This window comes from Streptomyces bottropensis ATCC 25435, from assembly GCF_000383595.1.
GTDB classification, from domain to species: Bacteria; Actinomycetota; Actinomycetes; order Streptomycetales; family Streptomycetaceae; genus Streptomyces; species Streptomyces bottropensis.
Genome location: NZ_KB911581.1, coordinates 560,429 through 578,963 on the forward strand (window position 1 = coordinate 560,429; position 18,535 = coordinate 578,963).

Below are 18,535 nucleotides of genomic sequence, written 5' to 3' on the forward strand. Positions count from 1 at the left end.
GGAACCCGCACATGCAACCCCCGGCTCCCCTCGGAGCCATCCGCCACCTGGCCTCCCTCGCCCGATACGGCGACCTCGGCGCCTACGCCCGCCAGGTCCAGCGCCTCGGCGGCTGCGAGCGGCCCGTACGGATGGAGGGCCACCGGCTCGACGTCCACGCCGCCACGGGTGAGGTCGTCCGGGAGATCACCGACAAGGACCTTCCGGCCGGACAACTCCTCATCCGCTGCAACAACCGTCGTGCTACCCGCTGTGCGGCCTGCGCCGAGATCTACCGCAAAGACACCTTCCACCTCGTCACCGCCGGACTCAGCGGCGGCAAAGGCATCGGCCCGGCCGTCGCTGAACACCCCCGCGTCTTCGCCACCTTCACCGCCCCCTCCTTCGGCCCTGTGCACAACCGCCCCGGCGGCGGCCGGTGCCGCTGCGGCCGACTCCACCCCGACGACGACCCGGCCCTCGGCACACCCCTGAACCCTGACCGCTACGACTACCGCGCCGCAGTCCTCTGGAACGCCCACGCGGGAGCTCTGTGGGCCCGCTTCACCACTTACCTCCGCCAGCAACTCGCCGCCCGTGCGGGCCTCACCCGCTCGGAGCTCCGCGACAGTCTCAAGGTCTCGTACGCCAAGGTTGCCGAGTACCAGCGACGCGGCGCCGTCCACTTCCACGCAGTGATCCGCCTCGACGGCCCGGAAGGTGCCGAGGACACCCCACCTGCCTGGGCGACGACCGAACTCCTCACGGATGCCATCCGCACGGCGGCTGGCCTCGCCGAAACCCCCGGCCCGGTCCTCGACGGACACACCCACGCCTTCCGCTTCGGCGTGCAGCTCGACATCCGCCCCATCCGCTCGGCGGACTTCAAGGGCACGACGGAGCTGACCAGCCGCGCCGTGGCGGGCTACATCGCCAAGTACGCCACCAAGGGCGCCGAAACGGCCACGGGCACCCTGGACCGGCCGATCCGCAATCCGATCACCGACCTGATCGGCGCCGAAGTCACCGACCATGCCCGACAGATGATCCTCACCTGCTGGCACCTTGGCGCCCGCCCGGAACTCGAAGACCTCCGCCTGCGCAAGTGGGCCCACATGCTCGGCTTCCGCGGGCACTTCTCCACCAAGTCCCGCGCCTACTCCGTCACCCTCGGCGCCCTCCGCCAGGAACGCGCCGACCACAACGAAGCCCTCACCCGCGCCCGCGCTGCGGAAGCAGGCCACCCGCTACCCGACCCGGACACGGTTCTCGTCCTCTCGCACTGGCGGTTCGCCGGCACTGGCCTCACCGATGCGGAAGCCCTCTTCGCGTCTTCACGTCCCACCTCCCTCGACGTACAAGGAGAACTCGACCGTGCGTGATGACGAACTGCTCACCGTCGTCGAGGTGATGGCCCGTCTGCGGCTCGGACGGTCCAAGGTGTACGACCTCATCCGTACGCGGCGGCTGCCCTCAGTCACCATCGGCCGGTGTCGGCGCATCCCTGCGTCCGCCCTGGGCGCCTTCATCGACGGACAGATGGAGCGTGCGGCCTGATGTCCAAGCGTCGAAGCCGCGGTGACGGCGGCCTGCACTGGGATGAGAAGCGGCAACGGTGGATCGCCACGGCGAACCTCGGCTTTGATCCGAGCGGCAAGCGGATCGTCAAGCGGGGGAGTGGCAAGACCAAGACTGAGGCTAAGGGGTCCTTTCAGAATGCTGGGTGCTTGCGGGCGAGGGTCATGCAGTGGGCGAGCTGGAGGAATGTCGTCTCGGGCTTCCCAGCGGGTCCGTAAGCGGCGGGGGCCGTGGAGCCAGGCGATGGCGGACTCGGCAACCCATCGCACCCGGCCCAGGCCCGAGCCGTGTGGCTGACCGCGCCGGGCGATCTTCGGAACGATGCCGCGCTCGCGCAGACGGCGGCGGTAGATGTCGTGGTCGTAGCCGCGGTCGGCATACAACGCCCCAGGCTTGCGCCGGGGCCGGCCCCGCTTGCCCCGCACCGGTGGCAGCCCGTCGACCAGCGGCAGGAGCTGGGTGACGTCGTTGCGGTGGCCGCCGGTCAGGGAGACCCGCAGCGGGGTGCCGTGCGCGTCGGTCAGCACGTGGTGCTTCGAGCCCGGCCGTGCACGGTCAACCGGGCTCGGACCGACTTTTGGGCTGCTTCGCCCCCGCTTGGCCTGCACGTGCGAGGCGTCAACGGTGACGCGGGAGAAGTCCAGGCGGTCCGCCGCCCGCAGCCGGTCCAGCAGCACGCGCTGGAGTTCTTCCCACACCCCGGCGCGCTGCCATTCGGCCAGCCGCCGCCAGCACGTAGGACCCGAACCGAACCCCAACTCCTGCGGCAGGTACTCCCATTGGATTCCGGTGTAGAGGACGAACAGCACACCCTGCAGCGTCTTGCGGTCATCGATCCGCTTGCGCCCCGGGTGCCGGAACCGCCGTTCATGCTTCGGCAGCAGCGGCTCGACCACCGCCCACAGCTCGTCACCGACCTCCCACGGCTTCCGCCGCGCCATGGTCACACCCCACAAATGACGGGATCACATACATCTCCACCGTGCCACAAAAGGATCATTCTGCAAGGACCCCTAAGAGCAAGCTCAAGGAGGTGTTGCGGGACCACGAAGACGGCCTCGCGATCGCGCCCACCAACTACACGGTCAAGGACGCCGTGACGGACTGGCTCATGTACGGCCTGGTGGACGTCGACCCCAGCACGGTCGAGACCTGCACGCTACTGAGCCAGAAGCACGTCATCCCGTCACTCGGGGCCCGCAAGCTCCGTGACCTCAGCGCGGAGGACGTAGACCGCTGGCTTGCCGCCAAGGCGAAGATGCTCAGCACGCGCACCCTCCAGTCACTCCACTCGTGCCTGAACCGAGCGGTCAAGCGAGCCATGGCGCGGGACAAGGTGAAGCGCAACGTCGTCGAACTGTGCTCGGTGCCCCAGGGGCAGACTGGGCGTCCGTCCAAGGCGCTCACGTTCGCTCAGGCTGAGGCCGTACTCAAGGGCGCGGAGGGGACCTCGATGCACGCGTACATCGTCCTCGCCCTCCTGACGGGTGCGCGTACCGAGGAACTGCGGGCCCTCACCTGGGATCACGTCTTCCTGAAAGGACGCCCCGACCTCGACCCGCCGCAGCCTCCGCACATCGCCGTGTGGCGCTCGGTCCGGCGGACCGGGGACACCAAGACCCGGAAGTCCCGGCGCACGCTCGCCCTGCCGGCGCGCTGCGTCGATGCCCTCTGGCAGCAATTCGAAGATCAGGGCTGGGACCGGCTCGCCGCTGACGAGAAGTGGGAGGAACACGGACTCGTCTTCTCCTCGGCTGTCGGCAAGCCGCTCGACGCGGCCAACGTCCGCCGTGCCTTCCGCCAGGCGCTCAAGGGCATCGACGGGGTCAACGCTGACGAGTGGACGCCTCGGGAGCTCCGGCACAGCTTCGTGTCACTGCTCTCCGACCGGGGCGTCCCGCTGGAAGAGATCTCGCGACTCGTCGGCCACTCCGGCACCGCCGTCACCGAGGAGGTCTACAGGAAGCAGATCCGGCCAGTGATCCAGACAGGGGCCGTGGTCATGGACGGCATCTTCGGCGCACCTCCGGGACGATAGACAAGGCGCTACGGGCCACCGACACCGGAATTCGGAGCGATGATCCCTGTGTTGCCTTCAGCTCGGATGACACCCAGACACTCCCGATGTCACGGCGGGGTAAAGAATTCGCGGACTGGAGACGGAAGTCGTACACACGACCGGGTGAACTGGGGGCTGCAGGGTGCCCGACAGGATCCCTCTGGGGCTCCAACGAAATCGGAAAACGTGCAGGTCATATGGCGTTTTGCCCGCCGTGGCGTGCCTGCAGTCTTTGCTGTTGAGGGCAGTGGCGCCGATGCCCATACCGGGGTCAAGCTCTACGACATCGCCAGCGCCGACATGGTGCTGCTTGAACGAAAGGCCCGTTTCCCGGTGTCCATCGACATCAACAAACTCGTTCCCCGCGAACACTCTGAGGTGACGCGTGCATTCGCAGCACGAGGAGGCCTGAGCTATCCGGCCTTCTGCGCGAGGCAGGCACTCGCACCGAGCCCAGATGAGTGGGGTCTGCTTCACTGCACCGCGGGTCCTGAGCAGACGCGTGTGACGCTGGCGACGAGCGACATGAGCTATCACCGTCTGCTGATCCGGGCAGTCAACGGACCGCGGCACCCTGCCGATACCTCTCTCCCGTCGTCCTGGTCCAGCCGTTACGGATATGGGAGGTACGGCTGGCCGGACGACTGGGATCCTGACTCGCCTGGCGATCCCATTCCGTGGGTGTCGTGCGAGGAAGGCGGCAGGCAGCAAGTGGGCCGTGCCCATGCGTTCCTCTTCAGCCACATGGGCCCTCAAGTTGTTGAGGTTTCCTTCCTGGAGACGCCTAGAGGGAGCCGCTGGTCCGTGTTGAACGTTGACAGGTTCTCTCTACCTGCTGGATACGGAGATTTGTTCGTCATTGATCCAGACCAGGCCAGGATCGACTGGATAGCCGCACGGGGTGTCGCCGTCTATCCGGGATGGCCGACACGCAAACTCCCCCGGTTCGTCGATGCTGATGACGCGGGCGACCAGGCCTCCCGCCTCTGGCGAGATGGTGGGCAGCCCTTCCGGTGGTACGGCCCTGCCGAGACTCTGTTCTCTGGCCACATCGATCATGCGGATCGGGGGATGTGATCTTGTCTGAGAAGGGGGTCAAAGCGACCGATCGCAGCCGAACCCTCGAGAGGCTGCGAGATGTCTGCACCGTAGTGGCAAGAACTTTGCAGGCGGTCTACTACGCGGTGCGGCTATGGGAGTAGGCAGACTCTGACGGCTTGCGGACGCTGTGGCTGGCCCGGGGTGCTCAGCGGCAGCGGTGCGGGACGGTACTTCCTGTAGTCACGCAGTTAGATACGCAGTGACGTCAGAGGGCCCTTACCGATTCGGTAAGGGCCCTCTGACCTGCTATCCAGCTGTCGGGGTGGCGGGATTTGAACCCACGACCTCTTCGTCCCGAATTAGGCTCTGGGAGAATGTCCGCCTGCGCTCTAGGTCAAAGGTGCAGGTCAGGGTGTTGGAGGGCATCGGTCTCCGTTGGGCGCCTTAGGGATCCCGACGCATGATCATCTCCAGTATTTCTCCACGGCGGCACGGCTGCGGCGTAGGCGCGCTGCGTCTGCCATCCGCGGCGCCACCCTGCATCGCGGCTGATGGCCATCGGGTGACGAGGGCCGAGATCTACGCATTACGAGTTGTTCGATCTAGGTCCCTACCTGAGGATTAATGCGTGATGTCGCCGGGGCTTATGGCGATGCCGGTGCCGGTGAGGCAGCCGGTGATGATGGTGGGCCGGTACTGGATCTGGCGTAGGCCCCGGCGGACTGCTGTGACCAGGTGCGCGTAATCGGCGAAGGCGATGTTGGCCAGGCTGGTGCGCCGCAGGCTGGACCAGATCCCCTCCACGGGGTTGAGGTCCGGTGCGTAGGCCGGCAACTGGAACACCGTGAGCCAGTCCCGAGCCGTGATCCAGGCGCGCATCGCGCGACTGAGGTGCAGGCCGACGTTGTCCCAGACCAGCACAATCGGTCCGCCGAGCTGGGTGCGGGCGGCGGTGAGCAGGTCACGTAAGTCCTTCCAGGAGAAGCCCTTGCGGCCGTCGGCCCGCCGGTCACCGGTGTGCCGGAAGACCAACCGCGGCCGCTCGCCGGGCTTGTTGCAGCACAGAGCGGCTACCGACAGGTGGCGTCTGCTGCCGCCGTTGACCCGGATCACCGGGGTGACGCCTCTGCGGGACCAGGTACGGGCGGTATGCGGCGTCATCGAGAACCCGGCCTCGTCGGCGAAGACGGTCCAGGCGCCGAGCGCCGCCGCGGTGGTTCCACGGCCGGCCAGGTCTCCTTCCCCCACGTCGCGACCGCCCTGTCGTCGCGCTGCACGCCCTGCGAGCCGGGACCTGGGGCGACCAGCCGTGCCGGTGCAGCAACAGGCACACCCCCGGCCCGGTGCAGCTCTTGGGGAACATCCGCCCGATCAGCGTCCGGATCCGCGCGAGCGTCCAGCGCTCGTCAGGCCAGCCGTGCGCCGCCGCCCCCAACGCCAGCGCCGCCTCCAGCTTCACGAACAGCTCGTCGCTGAGCCTGGGCAGGGACGCCGGCCCCTTCGAGACCAGTCCCGCCTCACCCCGCTCGGCCCACTCGCGCCGCCAGCGCTGCACCGAGCGCACATGCACCCGCAGCACCTTCGCCACCTCGGCGTTATCGCTGCCCGCCGCGAACATCTCGCCCGCATCCAGACGGATCTGCTCGCGAAACGCCCTCCGCTCGGCAGTCAGCCCGCCACCCTGCGCGTACCTCATGACCGTGGTGTACCGCGACGATCACGACCTGTCAGCAGCCCACGACATCACGCATTACAAGTCAGGTAGGCGTCCCCAGAGGGCGCGCATAGCTGGTCAGGGGGTTGGTCGGACTTCGTCGGAAACCAGCGGACTTCCCCGGAACGTGCGGTGAATCCCGAAGCAAATCGGGCGGTCGCCGTAGGTGGGGCTGCTGCAGGCGTGAACTGGGCGAATAGACCGGAACCATCCGTGATGGTCGGGCGTCGTCCGGTGCAGTTGCCGCACAGTTCGACACGCGTGCGCGACCGTCTTGGCCTGAGCCGATCAAGGCTCGTTTCTGCGGGGACCTCCGTTACTTCCGCGGACAACCGACGTGGCCAGTACTGCTCACCGCAGTCGCTTCTGGAGGGTTACTAGCCGTGCCGCAGATGAAATTCATCGACTGCGGTACAGGTCATGGTGGTTTCTGGCCGCCTCAGTTGACCACCTGACGGTGCGTCCGATAGCGTCGCCGATTGTGACGGTGCGTCAAAGTGACGCCCGTAAAGGGGGAGGAACCTGAGCATGTCCACGTCCTTGAAGCCGGTGACTACCGGCCTGCCCGCTGACCTTCGGGAGATCCGCAAGGGGGTCATGGCGAACGGCGTCATCGACTGCGAGAACCTGCTGGCCATCGTCAACGACCCCCAGGAGGTCGAGGACGCCACCAAGCGTGCTCAGAAGGCCGGACAGCCGATCGGCGGGTACGCTCGAACGCGCGCCGAGATCCAGCGGCTCTTGGGCACTGCGGGCAGTAAGAAGGCTAAGAACGTCGGCGAGTACGCCGACTACATCGCGGCTGGCCTGCGAGGGGACTACGACGACGCTTGGTCGCTGCCGCAGATCACCCTGTGGTCGCCGCGCCCGCTGGTCATCGCTGAGGACGGATCGTCGGCCCTGCCGATCAAGGACGGCCTCTTCGCTCTCGACAGCGAGACTCAGGTCACCGCCTGGCACCGGATCAAGAAGAACCCGGCTGCGTACGGCCTGGAGGACTGCGACTTCGGAGCGATCCCGCTGTCGTTCGAGATCTTCCACGGCATCAGCGTCATGGCGGCCCGCCAGATCTTCCACGACCGTAACCTGAAGGGCGTTCCGGTCGACAAGTCCCTGGCCATGTCCATGGATGGCCGCGACTTCGGCACAACCGTGACGCGCAAGCTGATGGAGTCGCTGACCGTGCCGTCCGGCGAGACCACGGTTCCGCTATCCAGCCTGATCCTCACGGGCAAGCGCCAGGTGTCGGACAAGGCCCCGGAGTGGATGACGATGTCGGTCCTGCGGACCCTCGTCGCCACGGCCATGCTCGGTAAGGCCGGTATCCACGCTGCGTCGACCGGCATCGAGCATGAGGACATCCCCGCCAACGAGAGTGGCGACCGCCCGGACAAGGCGGTCGTCCAGCGCGAGGTCATGGAGACGGTGGGCGCGTTCCTCCAGGAGAACGCCGCCCTCTTCCACGCCAAGACTGCCGTCACCGCCCCCGCCGTCGTGGCTGGCCTCGGCGCGACCATGAACCGCACCATGTCCTGGAGCGCCGACCCCATGCCCGAGGGCGTCACCCTGGAGCGAATGTTGGAGGGGATCGAGTGGGAGCGGGAGGCGAAGTACTGGGGCGGCGTCGCGGCCAAGGTGACCGACCGGGGGGCTGTCTCCTGGGCCGGCGGCGCCCGTGACTCCGGTCACAAGGTCTACGACGCGCTGAACCACCCAGAGAGCGACACGGGTAAGCAGATCCGCGGACGGTTCTAGCTTCACTCTCGTAAAAGGCATGAGATCTGCCAGCTAAACCGACCCAGGTTCGAATCGTGGCACCGCCTCGCAAGTGGGGATCGGCCCCTGACCAGCAAGTTGGTCAGGGGCCGATTTCGATTCAGCCCGCGGGTTCGTCGCCGTGCTTTGCTCTGGTTCGACCCTGACCCTCATCCTGGCGCGACTCGGTGAGTTTGATCACTCTGCACATGGACTCAGACGTGATCAGTAGTCGAAGAAGTGACTTCTGCCCGGAGCGACCTCATGTGATCAACATCGGCACAGTGCTGACCTGCGATCGGACGGTCGTCATTGGTCGTTGTCGGTCGCTGTGGGCCGCCCTTCGCGGCCCACAGACGGCCCGGCTGCACCGCAATAGCCTTGGGATCCGCGAGTGAGTCAAAATCCAGGTCGGCTTCGGCCCGCTGGTCGCGAGAAATCCTACGCGAAGCCGCTCTCCGAGGCGCAGTGCACCTCTCTGCCAGCAGAGCCGTTCTTCAGGCACACCTTCACCGTGACGGCCGTTCCTTCAGTGAGGTTCTTAACCCCTTCGTGACACGACCCCTGCCCATCGAGAACCTGGAACGAAAACGAGCCGCCAGCGTACGTCATTTCCACTCGCACCCGATGGCTGTCCGCTTCAAGGTCGCATGCCCTGAGAATGTCCCCCGTGGGGATAAAACAGGCCTCCCCACCCTTGCGCGCGTCTGTTGTTTGGACACAGAACTTACCCGCCGCACTCGCCGGAGGAGCACTGAAAAGCACGGATGCTACTGCGACGGCGGCTCCTGCCGCAAGGACTCGTTGTCTCACTGACTACCTTCCCCTATCTGCCGCAAGCCCTTACCTGCGGACATCACAACCTGATGCGTCCCATCAGATCCGCTGGTCTGCAGAACCCAACGTTCCACAAACGGAACAACAACCGTGTTGCCCAGTTGAGAGAGTGACAGTAGCGGTAGATGGAGAGGGCAAGCAACTGATTACGTACAGAGCGTCACGACGTAATCAAGAGTGCGTCATGTATAGAGTTTGATGCAACTAAATTTCCACTTACGTCTAAAAATAAAGGGAAATTTACCCACACCAAATTCCCTTTGCGGCGCGTTCTTCGTAGTGGGTGCCCGCCCAAGTCGCCCACACGCCCGCCCAACTCGGCAGGAGGCACCGAGCATGCCTGGTAACGCCTCTAAGACGTCGTTTCTGATGCTGTCAGAGAGGCATGAGAGTCTCCGGTCATGAGCTATGACCTTGCTGTCTGGGAAGGCGAGAGGCGGCGGATGACAAGACTGCCGGCCAGGTCTTCAGTGACCTGTACAACCGCTACATCGACAGCGAGTCGGAAGAGCCTCCGTCCGAACGCATCGCGGCGTATGTCGCCGTTCTGCTTGAGCGGTGGTGCGACCTCACCGAGGACGACGAGGACACCTCCCCCTGGTCGACCGGCCCGCTGATCAACGAAGCCAGCGGGCCACTGATCTACTTCCCATGCCATTCAGCATGGCTGAGGAGGCGTCGGCCTATGCGGCGGCCGTGGCGGAGTCCATGGGGTGGTCTGTTTCGATGTGCAGCAGGACCGGCTCAGGCCGTGAGCAGGGTGTTCAGGCGGCGGTAACCGATCAGGGGCGCTGCTATGCCGACGAAGGCGAGGAAGTGCTCGGCCTTGCGTTCATGGCGCCGGTGGAGCCTGCGGCAGTCGGCCAGCCAGGACGCGTGTCAGCCTCTTTGAAGCGGCACTCCGATGCTCGTGGTCGTCTCCTCGTGCCGCCCTACGGACAAGAGGCCGTGAGGCATGGAAAGTTCACCCGCTGGCCGCTGAGCCAGCCACCCTGAACGCCTGTGGGACGGCTCCTCGGTGCGTACATGCTTTCCGACTGTCCGCATGGCCGTACGGGGGCGTCTGAGGGGGTTCACGCGGCAGGTCGGACGGGGTGCGCGTACAGCGGTGAACGGTGGCCGCCGTCAGCGTGCTGGACAAAGACCAGGACAACGAGCGACTCCGGCCGAGGTCTCAATCTTGCTGGTCCGCCCACACAGTAGGCCGCACTCCGGCACCCTCCCAGTTATGAACGACGCCATAGCGGGACTGGTCGGAGCACTCATCGGAAGTGCGCTCACCGCAACGGGAGCTCTTGCTCAGGCTCGCGGCGCACATGCTCAAGCCAGAGCCGCACAGGATGCTGCGGATGCTGGGCGCGCACAGTGGGCCCGCGAGAGTCAGGACAATGCATGGTTCACCTTTCATGACATCTCACGAGAGATGGAGAGCCATATATTCGCTTTCGCGATATATATGCGAGCGGTACATAGCGAATCACCCTTGTCGCCGGACGTGCGGGCACGGAAAGCATGCCGCGCGTCAGTCCAAGCGATGTTGCAGAGTATGGGGAAGCTCAATGAAGCCTGGGAGATCACCAAGCTCCACGGTCACGACGAAGTGACTGCAGCCGCAGAGGGTGTAGCTCGCGCGTGTGCGAGCTTTGTCAGCCGCGCAGAGTGGTGGGTCGACCTGCGAATGCGCCAAGAGGACAGCATGGTTCCCTGGGATGATCGCCGACATGCTGTGAAGCAGGCCCGCAGTAGATTCGAGGAGACCGTAGCCAACGCCCATCAGACGACGAATAGCCCAAGTACTCCCAGCTCTTGAGCGCAACGGCTTTCCGGCTATCCGCCCGAGCGCAGAAGGACGTTCTTGGGGGTTCACGCGGCAGGTCAGGCGATGGCCTCGATCCCACCGTGGGGTCGGGGCCACCCGAATGTAATGTAATATTACAGTGCGTGATCGGGTCGAACCTGCAACCTTCTGATCCGTAGGCGGATGCGTTAGAGATGCGCACTGTCCCTCACCTACGTGCAAGGACGCATACGGCCGTGGAATGGCCGCGTGTGTACGTCAGTGTTCGCCGCTGTTGACGTCAGGTGTTGCTGTCAGAGGGAGCCCTGCCTACGGCTAGTAGGTGGGAACTGGCAGCAAGCAATTCCGGGTAGGGCTCTGCCATGCGCGCCGCCTCCATGGCGGAGGCGATCAGCTCATCCGTGGGGCCCTCGCCTGGTTGCTGCTCAGCCGCCTTTACGAGCGACCATGCGGGCCCCTCGATCCCGAAGACCTGCACATCCGACAATCCGGAAGCCTTCAGCTCTGCCACAAGATCTTCGGCCCGGTGGAAGTAGGACAGGGTGAACCCCCGTACACCGTCATAGACAGCCGTCTCAAGAATCTTGGAGACGGAGTCACGAATGCGTTCGGTGTGCAGGTGGGCGTACGTGACGTGCTCGAAAAGCGATGCGTAGCGGTTGATCGCTGCCGCCGCAATCAATCCGCCCGGCTTCACCACTCGATGCGCTTCTGCGAGAGCCTTACGCCGATCATTAGGGTCTGGCAGGTGATACAGCGGCCCAAGGAGCTGCACAACATCGAAACTATCGTCCGACTCGCACAAATCGCGGGCGTCTCCAACAATCGCCGAGCACACAGCCGACGCACGCTCAACATGTCGAGGCACGGGGTCTACAAGCGTGACCTCGTAACCATCCTTCACGAGCCACTCAGCGTGAATCCCGGTACCGCCTCCCACGTCGAGCACGCGCGCCGGTGCGGGGGGCAAGAAGCGACGGAGCAGCTCTTGAGTCCTGGCCAGCTCCATACGTCCGTCTGCCGAGCTGCGCAGGCGACTGTCCTCGTTCACTGTCTCGCCGTAGAACCGCATCACGGAGGGAGCCAATTCGAGATTCGACATGCCCGCAGTATCGTGTGTACCGGTGGACCAGTCCAGCGCGCGAGGTAGGGGAAACCATGGCTGTTCTGAAGTACGAAGAGATCGCCGAGTCGCTTCGGACCCGCATCGCCGCAGGTGAATTCGCCCCTGGCGAGACCATCCCGTCCGGCCGAGACTTGGCCGAGCAGTGGGACGTGTCGCGGGCCACCGCCATCAAGGCTGTAGACGTGCTCCGCAACGACGGCGTGGTTGTGGCCAAGCAGGGGACCGGTTTCGTCGTCACGGAGACCCCGGTTGCTCGCCCCGCCGGCGCCCGCCGAGCAGGGTCGGCACGCATCTTGGGCGGGATGCCGTTCCAGCGGATCGGTACGCCTGACTGGGCCGAGCCTCCCATGCGCGTCGCCAACGCCCTTGGCCTCGCGCCCGGGGTCCAGGCGCTCCGACGTGTCCGCGTCCTTCAGCTCCCGGATGGAAGCCCGAATAGCTGCGTGGAAGCGTGGTTCCCGCCTGAGATCGCAGAGGCGGCCCCCCGCCTTTCTGACACCGCCCCGATCGCCGAGGGCACGACCCGCTACGTCCGTAGGCAGACCGGACGTTTCCCAGTGGAAGGGGTGGATGTCACCACCGTGCGCCTGGCCACCGCCACGGAGGCGGAGCGGTTGGGGATTGTCGAGGGGAGCGCGGTCGCGGTTCTCCTCCACACGGCGCACGACCAGGCAGGGCGCCCGTTGGTCTGCGAGGAGGGTGTCACCCCTGCCTCACTCTTCGAGCAGGTGGATATCTACGCGATGTAGAAGATCGCCATTCAGAGCTGGACCGGTCCGCCGGTCCAGCTTTTTTGATGCCTCGTCAGGCACTCTGAGCTGCGGAAATGAGCTTCACTGCTCGGCAACTCCAAATTCACCGGTTGACTGGACCGGTCCACCGGTCCAGTCTGTAGGTGCAACGCCGCACCGCCTCAGGGAGGAGCGGTTCTGGTTCGGGATGGCCTGCCACAACGAGGGGCCCCGCGCTGGAAGTTGCTTGAGAACTGCATAGGTGGGCTCCGCCTCCCCGAGTCGAAAAGGCGGACCGCGCGACTGGATCGCGCATCGACTTTCGCGGCCCTCGCCGCGCCGGTTGCCTCCGCCGCTCGTCTTGTACGAGCGGCGCAGGGGGAGCCGGAACCGACTCCAACGGCAAGCGGCTCCCGGGGGCATCCCGGGAGCCGCGTTCGGGCCGTTCCTCTCTGGAAGGAACCACGACCCATGAACCACATCGTCACTGTTCAGGACGCTGTTACCGCGTTCGCCGACTTCATGGAGCCGACGACCGCCGAGCTGGACGCGATCGAGCAGGAGGCGCCGCTAATCCTGGCGGAAGTCGACCTGATCGACGCGCAGATCATCGCGCTCAACCACACGCCGAACGAGGTGGACGCCAAGCGCGTTCGCCGGGCGTTCGGCAAGGTGCTGGAGGAGCGGCGGGCGCTGGCCAACCGCACCGCCGCCGACCGCACGGCGGGCGGTGCCGCGTGAACGCCGCCGACCAGAACCTGACCGCCGCACACGCCGAGGTGAAGGCGGAGATCGCGCGGACGGACACGAAGACCGGGCTGCTGCTGGCGTTCATCGGCGCGGTGCTGGCCGGTGCGTGGACGGTCGCCAAGGACGCCCCGCTGAACCTGCCCGCGTACATCGTGGGCGGGGCCGGGATGGTGGTGCTGGTCACGGCTGCTGGTCTGCTACTGCGGGCGGTGCGGCCGAACCTCAAGGGCCGGCACGGCTTCCCGCTGTGGGCGACGCTCACCGCCGACGAGATCACCGCCACCCTCGCGCAGGTCGACCGCAGCGCGGACATCGCGGGTCTGTCCCGGCTCGCGGTCGTCAAGTTCACCGGCCTGCGCCGCGCCATCGACCTCACCTGCGCGGGCGGGGCGCTGCTCGCCCTCGCGGTGCTGGTCGCTGTGGTGGGGGGTGCGGCATGAGCCGGGCCAAGGCCGTGCGGTCCGCTGTCGGGAACGCCAAGACGGTGCTTCCGGCCGTGGCGATGACGGCGGTGTCCATGGTGCTCACCCTGGCCGTGGTCGTGATGTGGCTGGGCACGGCGATGCCGTGGCAGGTCGCTGTGGTCGTCGGGCTGGGCATCGACGGGGGATGGCTGGCCACCCTCGCCTATGACCGCCGTCTCGCCGCGCAGGGCGATCACAACTGGTGGGTGACCGGGATCGGCTGGGGATTCGGCGCCGTAGCGACCGGGGTTCTGGTCGCCCACGCACTGATGACCGAAGCATCTGCCGGTGCGTGGCTGGCCGTGGCGTGGCTGCCGTTGGCGGCCAAGGCTTTGTGGCTTGTCCACAGCCTGTGGGAGCGCACCGCACTCACCCCCGCCGCCCTCGATGCGATCCAGGGAATCCAGCAAGAGGCCCGCGACGAAGCAGCTGTTGCCCGTGCCCGACTGCGGGCGGAAGCGGCCACCGAGGAGACCCGGCTGACAGCCGTGACGCAGGCCGGTGCCCGCGTCGCACGCGTCCAGTCCAAGACCGCCGCTACCCTCGCCGAAGCCTGGTCGACGCTGGAAAAAGCGCGGACCGGTGAGGACACCGGCAGGGCGCTGACCAGCGTGACGAGTCGCGTCACACCCGACGTCACACCCCGGTGGGAACTGCCCGTGTGGGGTCCCACCGAGACCCTCGCGCTGGAGTCGGCGCCCGCGCTCACCGACGCTCAGCTCGACGCGCTGGTCGACGAGATCCACCACAGCCAGACCCCCGCGCTGTCCTACCGCGAGATGTCCGCCCGCTTCCGCGCCGCCGGCCACTCCGCCTCCGAAGTCCGCCTGCGCGCCGCATGGAAGAGGGTCGCCTGATGGTGGCCCGCGCCGCGTACTTCGACCCGACCGGTGCCACCTACGGCATCCCCACCTACCCGTGGCGGTGTGCCCCGGACGGCTACGCCACCCGCCGGACACTGCGCGCGCTCGGGCTTCGTCCGGGCGGCCAGCCGGTCGCGGCTCAGGTGATGCGCGGCCGGCACCGGCGCGGCCCGCTGGTCGCCTACCTCTACCGGATCGACCTCGCGGTGCCGGTGCGGCCGATGACCTCGCGCAAGTGGGGCGCCCTCGCGTTGGCGATGCTCGCCCGCCGTACATGCCCGTCCTGCCGGATCACCTACAGCTACTGCATCCCGACCTCGCTCGGCACGTGCGTGCCCTGCGCCTACCCCAACCCGCACGGACCCGTTGACCAGGGAGGTCAGCCGTGAAGCGGTTCACCTGCGAGACCCGCCGCGAGGACGCCGAACGCACGGGGCGGCTGCTGGACGCCGCCGACATCGCGTTTGAGTGCGAGCCGGCCAACGCGACCGCCGCCGCGTTCGAGGCGGTCGTCATGGAGGGGTTGCTCACCGACACGGCCGTCGAGGTCTACCCGCCCGCCGGCCACACCTACCCGAAGAGGGGCTGACCATGAGCAACTCCGAGACACGCCGCCTGGACCGCGAGATCAGCAAGATCATGAAGAAGCTGGAAGCGGTCCGGCGGGGTGAGTGGTGGCCGCTGACCAGCCGTGAACGCCTGTCGATGACCCGCGCCATGGCGAGCGGGGCCCGCAGCGTCCACAAGGGCCGCAGCACGGCCGGTGCCGAGGACCGCATGGACTCCATCGGCTCCGCCGTCGAGATGCGGCTGAACGCGGAGCTGGCCGCACTGCACGGCGAGCGTCAGCGCCTGATCACCGAGGCCGCCCGCGCCAAGGCCGCCAAGAAGAAGTCCGGCTGGTTCTGACCAGCCAACCCCTCGACGCCGGGGTGGTCGCTCTTTCCACGGACCCGACCACCTCGGCTCTCTCCCTCAACTCCCGCCCCGTTGGGGCAGTCAGGAGCAGTTCCAGCATGTCTGAGAACGTCGTTCACCTCCACAAGCCCACCGACACCCCGCCCCTCGACGGCACCGCGCCGACCGTGCTCACCGTGGTCCCGGACGCTCCGCCGGCGCGGCCGGTGCCGCTGTGGGTGCGTTCCGGCCGCGCGGTGAAGTCGGCCGTGACGCACGAGCGAACGGGTGCGACGGTGCGGGCGGTGGCCCGGCACGGTGCCTACACGTTCAACGGCGGGCGGATCGTGGCCCGCCGCACCTGGGACGGCAAGACCGGGGCCCGCTACGAGCGGATGATCCGCGCGGCGGAAGCCGCGGGGAACCTGGAAGCGGCCGAGGAGTGGGAGGAGCGGCTGCAGCGCTTCCGCGCCGCCCGCCACCACCGCCGCATGGACCTCCTCCACTCACCCGTGGAGGCCGCCAAGGGCGTCGCCGTCGGCGCAGGCATGAGCATCGGTGTCCTGGTCGCGCTCGGGGTGGTCATGGCCATCAACAACGGCGACATCGGCGACGTCATCACCCCGCTCGCGGCGACCATCGACTTCATCGCCCTGCTCATCCGGATCGTTCAGATCGTGTGGGGTCCGGCGCTGACTGTCGGCCCGTTCCTCGCCCTGCTCGCCCTGTGGGCCGTCGGCAGCAAGCAGCAAGCAGCACCCCAGTGGGCGCTTCCCGCCAACGTCCGGTCGGGCGAGGGTGAGCCGATCACCCCGTCCATCGTGGTCAAGGCGCTGCGGGACCTGGGGGTTCCGGCGCTGCGCAACGCCATCAAGGAGATGGGTGACGCCGGCGCGTCCATGCTCGGTCCGATCCGGATCGCCGGATGCGGCATCGAGGTCGACGTCACCCTTCCCTCCGGGGTGTCGACCAACGAGGTGCAGCAGCGCCGCCGGAAGCTCGCGGAGAACCTGACCCGGCACGAGCACGAAGTGTTCATCACCATCCCCGAGGCCGCCCGCACGGTCCGGCTGTGGGTCGCCGACTCGGGTGCGCTGGACGAGCCGATCGGCCCGTCCCCGCTGGTCACCGACGAGACGATGACCGCCGACTACGCCAAGGGCAAGGCCCCGTGGGGCCAGGACCTGCGCGGAGATGCCGCCGCTCTCAGCCTCTACCAGCGCCACCTCCTGATCACGGGCCTGTCCAACCAGGGCAAGACCGTCGCCCTGCGCTCCCTCGCCCTGTGGGTCGCACTCGATCGATCGGTGCAGTTCCTCATGGGCGACCTCAAAGGCGTGGGCGACTGGAACATGTTCGACGGTCTCGCCACCACCCTGATCCAGGGTCCGACGGATGAGCACGTGATCCAGGTGACAGAGATGGTGGAGGGGGCGGTGGAGGAGATGAACCGCCGTCTCCAGGCCCCGCCCGGAACGCAGTTCCCCGCGCTGATCGTGCTGGTCGACGAAGCGCAGGTGGCGTTCATGTGCCCGGTCAAGGACGAGGACAAGCGCCCCTACGGCGGGTCGAAGTCCAACTCCCGGTACTTCATGGCCGTCCGCAAGCTCCACAACCAGGGCCGTGCAGTGAACGTGCTGCTGTGGCAGGGCACCCAGGACCCCACCGACCAGAACCTTCCCAAGCTGGTACGCGAGGGCGCCCACACCCGCGCCTCCCTCGCCCTCGGCACCGAGTCTCAGGCCCGCATGGCGCTGGGAGACAAGGCGGTCGACGGGGGCGCCGCGCCGAACCTGCTGCGTCCGGGCCTGGATCAGGGAACGCTGGTCGTCGCCTCCTCCGGCATCGACATCCCCAAGGGCCAGTCGTCCATCACCGTGCGTACGCACTACATCGACGATGACGCGGCCAAGGCGCTCACCGCCCGTGCCAAGGCCCTGCGCGACGGCGTCACCACCCTGCACGCCATCGACCAAGGCGAGGACCGCGACCCGCTCGACGACATCGCCGCCGTCGTCGGCGACGCCTCCCGCGTCCTGACTCAGGACGTCCTCAAGCGGCTCGCCACCCTGAACGGAGATGCCTACGGCAAGTGGTCGTTCATCGACCTCAAGCGCGTTCTCGACGGCACCGGAGCGGAGCCCTACAAGTCCGACGGCCGCATGGTCATCGGCCGCGACCGTCTCACCCGCGCCCTCACCAACCGCGACGAAGACGGTTCCGCTTCCACCGTCTGACGGCAGGGAGCGCACCCCTCGCGGGTCAGGGAGGCAGGGAGAACTCCCTGACCCCCTCTCTGACCCGCCTCCCTGCCCTTGACCTGCGCGAATGATCAGTCAGGGAGGCAGGGAGGACCGCAGGTCAGCACCCCTGAAACCCCCTCCACACGCCACCCCGCAGGGGGTGTATCCGCCTCCCTGACCTACCGCCGGAAGGAATTCCGCATGTACCCCAAGATTGGTCGCCACGCGCCCGCACAGCGGGCCGTGGAAGTCCACCACCCCACCCCCATCACCCCCGCCGTACCGGCGCCGCTCGTGGCCGTGCAGCCGGGGACCGTCCCGGCGGTGGCGAGCATCGTCCTCCCCGACGGGCGGGTCGTCACCGGCTACGTCATCGATCACGCCCGCCCGGAACCGGTGGCCGCCAAGCCCGCAGTCTCCCGCGCGGCCGTGAACGTCGCGCTCGGAGGAGTCGGGTTCCTCGCCGTGTGCGGCGGGCTGCTGCTGCTCACCACGTTCATCACCGCGCTCACGGCGCTGATCACTCAGCTCATCACCCTCGCCGCCGTCCTCTTCGGCGGATACGTCGCCGTGCAGATCTTCAAGGGCGGCCACGGCGAGGGCGGGACCACGGTCAACATCCGCAAGGCCGTGATCAAACGCAACCGCTTCTACCGGTAGCTACGCCAAGGGCGACCCCCCATTCCGCCAAGAACCGGGG

The 18,535-nt window shown here is 67.0% G+C and carries 17 protein-coding genes and 2 pseudogenes; 16 read left to right on the forward strand and 3 right to left on the reverse strand.

Annotated elements, in window-relative coordinates:
* The first annotated feature begins 11 nt into the window (after positions 1-11).
* The 3 genes and pseudogenes from STRBO_RS0102550 to STRBO_RS44370 all read left to right on the forward strand — a co-directional run.
* Positions 12-1,361 (forward strand): replication initiator, encoded by a 1,350-nt coding sequence (locus STRBO_RS0102550; RefSeq protein ID WP_005476063.1) that lies wholly within the window; start codon positions 12-14, stop codon positions 1,359-1,361.
* Entirely contained in the window at positions 1,354-1,536 is a 183-nt protein-coding gene (locus STRBO_RS0102555; protein WP_005476062.1) for a helix-turn-helix domain-containing protein, read from the forward strand. The genes STRBO_RS0102550 and STRBO_RS0102555 overlap by 8 nt, the downstream gene beginning before the upstream one ends.
* Positions 1,536-1,694: pseudogene (locus STRBO_RS44370) on the forward strand (site-specific integrase); the annotation flags it as partial. The gene STRBO_RS0102555 and the pseudogene STRBO_RS44370, both read left to right, overlap by 1 nt.
* Here STRBO_RS44370 and STRBO_RS41225 read toward each other — a convergent pair.
* Positions 1,691-2,498, reverse strand: a pseudogene (locus STRBO_RS41225) (IS5 family transposase). The pseudogenes STRBO_RS44370 and STRBO_RS41225 overlap by 4 nt on opposite strands.
* Positions 2,499-2,539: 41 nt before the next feature.
* Here STRBO_RS41225 and STRBO_RS0102560 point away from each other — a divergent pair.
* Both STRBO_RS0102560 and STRBO_RS43360 read left to right on the forward strand, forming a co-directional pair.
* Entirely contained in the window at positions 2,540-3,595 is a 1,056-nt protein-coding gene (locus STRBO_RS0102560) for a site-specific integrase (RefSeq protein ID WP_005476060.1), read from the forward strand.
* A gap of 144 nt (positions 3,596-3,739) precedes the next feature.
* The gene (locus tag STRBO_RS43360) at positions 3,740-4,693 is read left to right on the forward strand and encodes a hypothetical protein (RefSeq protein WP_158690938.1); all 954 of its coding nucleotides are present in this window, start codon (positions 3,740-3,742) and stop codon (positions 4,691-4,693) included.
* Positions 4,694-5,278: 585 nt separating this feature from the next.
* On the opposite strand, the gene STRBO_RS45840 is transcribed toward STRBO_RS43360, so the two are convergent.
* Positions 5,279-6,353, reverse strand: a protein-coding gene (locus STRBO_RS45840; RefSeq protein WP_425336014.1) for an IS630 family transposase whose coding sequence is annotated in 2 segments (ribosomal slippage) — positions 5,279-5,926 and positions 5,928-6,353 — 1,074 coding nt in all. Because the reading frame shifts where the segments join, the coding sequence is not laid out codon by codon here.
* Positions 6,354-6,899: 546 nt separating this feature from the next.
* On the opposite strand from STRBO_RS45840, the gene STRBO_RS0102570 reads away from it, so the two are divergent.
* Positions 6,900-8,126 (forward strand): DNA sulfur modification protein DndB, encoded by a 1,227-nt coding sequence (locus STRBO_RS0102570; protein ID WP_005476056.1) that lies wholly within the window; start codon positions 6,900-6,902, stop codon positions 8,124-8,126.
* A gap of 1,488 nt (positions 8,127-9,614) precedes the next feature.
* On the forward strand, positions 9,615-9,959 hold the full coding sequence (locus tag STRBO_RS45845) for a hypothetical protein (RefSeq protein WP_425336015.1): 345 nt from the start codon (positions 9,615-9,617) through the stop codon (positions 9,957-9,959).
* Between the two features lie 1,082 nt (positions 9,960-11,041).
* Here STRBO_RS45845 and STRBO_RS41245 read toward each other — a convergent pair.
* Positions 11,042-11,863, reverse strand: a complete 822-nt coding sequence (locus tag STRBO_RS41245) for a class I SAM-dependent methyltransferase (protein WP_028796427.1) — start codon at positions 11,861-11,863, stop codon at positions 11,042-11,044.
* A 56-nt stretch (positions 11,864-11,919) separates the two neighbouring features.
* Between STRBO_RS41245 and STRBO_RS0102580 the strand changes: the two genes are divergently transcribed.
* The 9 genes from STRBO_RS0102580 (at position 11,920) to STRBO_RS0102620 (ending at position 18,495) form a co-directional block, all read left to right on the forward strand.
* Complete coding sequence (locus tag STRBO_RS0102580) at positions 11,920-12,636, forward strand: GntR family transcriptional regulator (RefSeq protein WP_020113729.1); 717 nt, start codon at positions 11,920-11,922, stop codon at positions 12,634-12,636.
* A 453-nt stretch (positions 12,637-13,089) separates the two neighbouring features.
* Positions 13,090-13,359 carry a DUF6284 family protein gene (locus tag STRBO_RS0102585; RefSeq protein WP_005476049.1) on the forward strand — a complete coding sequence of 90 codons (270 nt, stop codon included), beginning with the start codon at positions 13,090-13,092 and terminating at the stop codon, positions 13,357-13,359.
* Complete coding sequence (locus tag STRBO_RS0102590; protein WP_005476048.1) at positions 13,356-13,808, forward strand: Pycsar system effector family protein; 453 nt, start codon at positions 13,356-13,358, stop codon at positions 13,806-13,808. Before STRBO_RS0102585 ends, STRBO_RS0102590 begins: the two co-directional genes overlap by 4 nt.
* Positions 13,805-14,689, forward strand: coding sequence for a hypothetical protein (locus STRBO_RS0102595; RefSeq protein WP_005476047.1), 885 nt, complete (start codon positions 13,805-13,807; stop codon positions 14,687-14,689). The genes STRBO_RS0102590 and STRBO_RS0102595 overlap by 4 nt, the downstream gene beginning before the upstream one ends.
* Complete coding sequence (locus STRBO_RS0102600) at positions 14,689-15,084, forward strand: RRQRL motif-containing zinc-binding protein (RefSeq protein WP_005476045.1); 396 nt, start codon at positions 14,689-14,691, stop codon at positions 15,082-15,084. The genes STRBO_RS0102595 and STRBO_RS0102600 overlap by 1 nt, the downstream gene beginning before the upstream one ends.
* On the forward strand, positions 15,081-15,284 hold the full coding sequence (locus tag STRBO_RS0102605) for a hypothetical protein (RefSeq protein ID WP_005476043.1): 204 nt from the start codon (positions 15,081-15,083) through the stop codon (positions 15,282-15,284). Before STRBO_RS0102600 ends, STRBO_RS0102605 begins: the two co-directional genes overlap by 4 nt.
* 2 nt (positions 15,285-15,286) lie before the next feature.
* On the forward strand, positions 15,287-15,604 hold the full coding sequence (locus STRBO_RS0102610; RefSeq protein ID WP_005476042.1) for a hypothetical protein: 318 nt from the start codon (positions 15,287-15,289) through the stop codon (positions 15,602-15,604).
* 107 nt (positions 15,605-15,711) lie between these two features.
* Positions 15,712-17,829 (forward strand): FtsK/SpoIIIE domain-containing protein, encoded by a 2,118-nt coding sequence (locus STRBO_RS0102615; RefSeq protein WP_020113730.1) that lies wholly within the window; start codon positions 15,712-15,714, stop codon positions 17,827-17,829.
* 207 nt (positions 17,830-18,036) lie between these two features.
* Positions 18,037-18,495: a hypothetical protein gene (locus STRBO_RS0102620; RefSeq protein ID WP_020113731.1), complete on the forward strand. Its 459-nt coding sequence runs from the start codon at positions 18,037-18,039 to the stop codon at positions 18,493-18,495.
* The last annotated feature ends 40 nt before the right edge of the window (positions 18,496-18,535 follow it).

Excerpts from the sequence above, each read along its gene's own strand:
- STRBO_RS0102550 (WP_005476063.1), top strand. The coding sequence starts at position 12 with ATGCAACCCCCGGCTCCCCTCGGAGCCATCCGCCACCTGGCCTCCCTC.
- STRBO_RS0102585 (WP_005476049.1), top strand. The coding sequence starts at position 13,090 with ATGAACCACATCGTCACTGTTCAGGACGCTGTTACCGCGTTCGCCGAC.
- STRBO_RS0102580 (WP_020113729.1), top strand. The coding sequence starts at position 11,920 with ATGGCTGTTCTGAAGTACGAAGAGATCGCCGAGTCGCTTCGGACCCGC.
- STRBO_RS41245 (WP_028796427.1), bottom strand. The coding sequence starts at position 11,863 with ATGTCGAATCTCGAATTGGCTCCCTCCGTGATGCGGTTCTACGGCGAG.
- STRBO_RS0102610 (WP_005476042.1), top strand. The coding sequence starts at position 15,287 with ATGAGCAACTCCGAGACACGCCGCCTGGACCGCGAGATCAGCAAGATC.
- STRBO_RS0102600 (WP_005476045.1), top strand. The coding sequence starts at position 14,689 with ATGGTGGCCCGCGCCGCGTACTTCGACCCGACCGGTGCCACCTACGGC.
- STRBO_RS45845 (WP_425336015.1), top strand. The coding sequence starts at position 9,615 with ATGCCATTCAGCATGGCTGAGGAGGCGTCGGCCTATGCGGCGGCCGTG.
- STRBO_RS0102615 (WP_020113730.1), top strand. The coding sequence starts at position 15,712 with ATGTCTGAGAACGTCGTTCACCTCCACAAGCCCACCGACACCCCGCCC.
- STRBO_RS0102570 (WP_005476056.1), top strand. The coding sequence starts at position 6,900 with ATGTCCACGTCCTTGAAGCCGGTGACTACCGGCCTGCCCGCTGACCTT.
- STRBO_RS0102595 (WP_005476047.1), top strand. The coding sequence starts at position 13,805 with ATGAGCCGGGCCAAGGCCGTGCGGTCCGCTGTCGGGAACGCCAAGACG.
- STRBO_RS0102620 (WP_020113731.1), top strand. The coding sequence starts at position 18,037 with ATGTACCCCAAGATTGGTCGCCACGCGCCCGCACAGCGGGCCGTGGAA.